At 32.0% G+C, this 1,984-nt stretch carries 2 protein-coding genes; both read left to right on the plus strand.

All coding sequences use genetic code 11. From position 1 onward, the window contains the following. The first annotated feature begins 265 nt into the window (after positions 1-265). On the plus strand, positions 266-502 hold the full coding sequence (locus tag G7Y42_RS14810) for a hypothetical protein (RefSeq protein ID WP_165007699.1): 237 nt from the start codon (positions 266-268) through the stop codon (positions 500-502). 234 nt (positions 503-736) lie between these two features. Beyond that, positions 737-1,984: glucosaminidase domain-containing protein (locus G7Y42_RS14815; protein WP_165007697.1), on the plus strand; the 1,248-nt coding region annotated here is incomplete at its 3' end.

The following is a 1,984-nucleotide window of genomic DNA, read 5'->3' on the forward strand; positions in this document are numbered from 1 at the left end:
CTTAATGAATGTTCTCGCAAACACCATTATAAAGAAATTTTACAATGATTTCTTTGTGTTGCATTTAAATTGTAAATTCATCAGGAATAGAAGAATATTAGTTTGTAGACTACTGATAAATCAGACATTAAATAGAAAATATCCTAAATGATTTATTTGTTGATTAATTATGTTGGAATTTCCATAGATTGATTTTTATTAGAATTACCTTGTGTATTTGTGCTTCATATGAACAGAAGTTTAAGTGTAGTAAGGAGGCGATGTTTTGGAGGATGAATTGTTAAAAGATTATCTCAAGCTGATTTATTATTCAAAAGGAATTACTTATAAGGAATTTTGCTTAAGAAGTAGAGGCTCTTTGAAATTAAAAAATAAATGGTTAAGATTTTTAATACATCACCATTATATTTGTCAAAATGACTGGAATAAATTTTTTCTTAGTCAAAAAGGAAAGCTACTTTTTGAAAAAATTGTAAAGGATAGGAGGCAAAGAATAGAATAGTGATAAAAATATAGTATTTATTTGATTATTTATAACTATTCAAGTACAGATAAAGGATATGAAGAAGTATAAAACTATTTTTGGTAAGAAAGTATATGGCAATATTATCAATGATAAATATGAAAATATTGTAATTATCTGTGATCAAACAGGAATTTTTCATGTTGTGCACAAATCAGATTTATCGGATTTTCGTTGTGATAAATGATTACAAAAAACTATTGGAGGTAATTGATGCGGAAAGCAAGTACTTTATTAGCTGCTTTGTTATTGGTAGGACAAGTAGTTGGGTGGTCAACGACGGTTTTAGCAAATGAGAAACAGCCGGATATTGTAACAGAGGAGTCTACAACAGCTAATACAGATACAACAATTGAGAGTTCTATTCAAGAAGAGGCAACAGAAACAACTATGTCAGATCTTTCTACAAACAATACAGAATCATCGACAGAGGAAATTTCAGCAGAATCTACTACGGATAGTACAGATACACAAGCAAGTCATTCTAAGCCGGAAGCAAATACTTCAAATTCTAATCAGCAAGAATCTTCAAACTCAGAGGGAATAAAGCCTAGTGAAACTAAACTTTCAGAAGAAAAAAATATTGAAAATTCAACTACATCTACTGAGCAGTTTAAAGAACATGAAAGTATCAAAGAAAATACCTCAACTATTGATAGCAAGCAAGAAAATAAGCAATCAGCTGTTTCTTTAAAGGGGAATGAAGGAATAACAGCATCAACAGTTGAAAAGTACGTACAGCAACCAACTCAAGTGACAGGGGATCAAGAGAACGCTTCTTCTAATGATGAGACAGAGTCAGTAAACATTCATTTTGAGAAAAATGAATCAGTAGAAAGTTTTATTCGTAAAATAGGTGAATCGGCGCGTAAAATTGGAAAAGAAAATGATTTGTATGCTTCTGTTATGATTGCGCAAGCAATTTTAGAATCTTCAAGTGGACAAAGTCAGCTAGCTCAAGCACCAAATTATAATCTATTTGGTATTAAAGGGACATATAAGGGAAAAGGGGTCTCTTTTGTCACACAAGAGGATTTAGGTGAAGGAACACTTTATACTACCCAATCAACTTTTAGACAGTATGATGATTATGAAGACAGTTTAAAAGATTATGCTCTTCTTTTAAAAGAAGGCTTAACAGGGAATAGCCATTTTTACGATGGGGCTTGGAAAAAGAATGCGAAAACCTATCAAGAAGCAACGAAATTTTTAACAGGACGTTATGCCACGGATACTAGCTACAATAAAAAATTGAATGGTTTGATCGAAACATATGATTTAACCACTTATGATAAAGGAGTAATGGAACCACAATTAAGCAAAGAAGGCTATATCGTCCCAGTGAAAAACTGTACGATTTCTAGTCCATTTGGTTTTCGTGGAGGAGAATTTCATCGAGGACTTGATTTAGCAGCACCACAAGGCGAACCAATCTATGCAAGTAAAGCAGGTGTGATTATT

Origin of the sequence: Enterococcus sp. ZJ1622 (assembly GCF_011038845.1) — a bacterium.
GTDB lineage: Bacteria > Bacillota > Bacilli > Lactobacillales > Enterococcaceae > Enterococcus_B.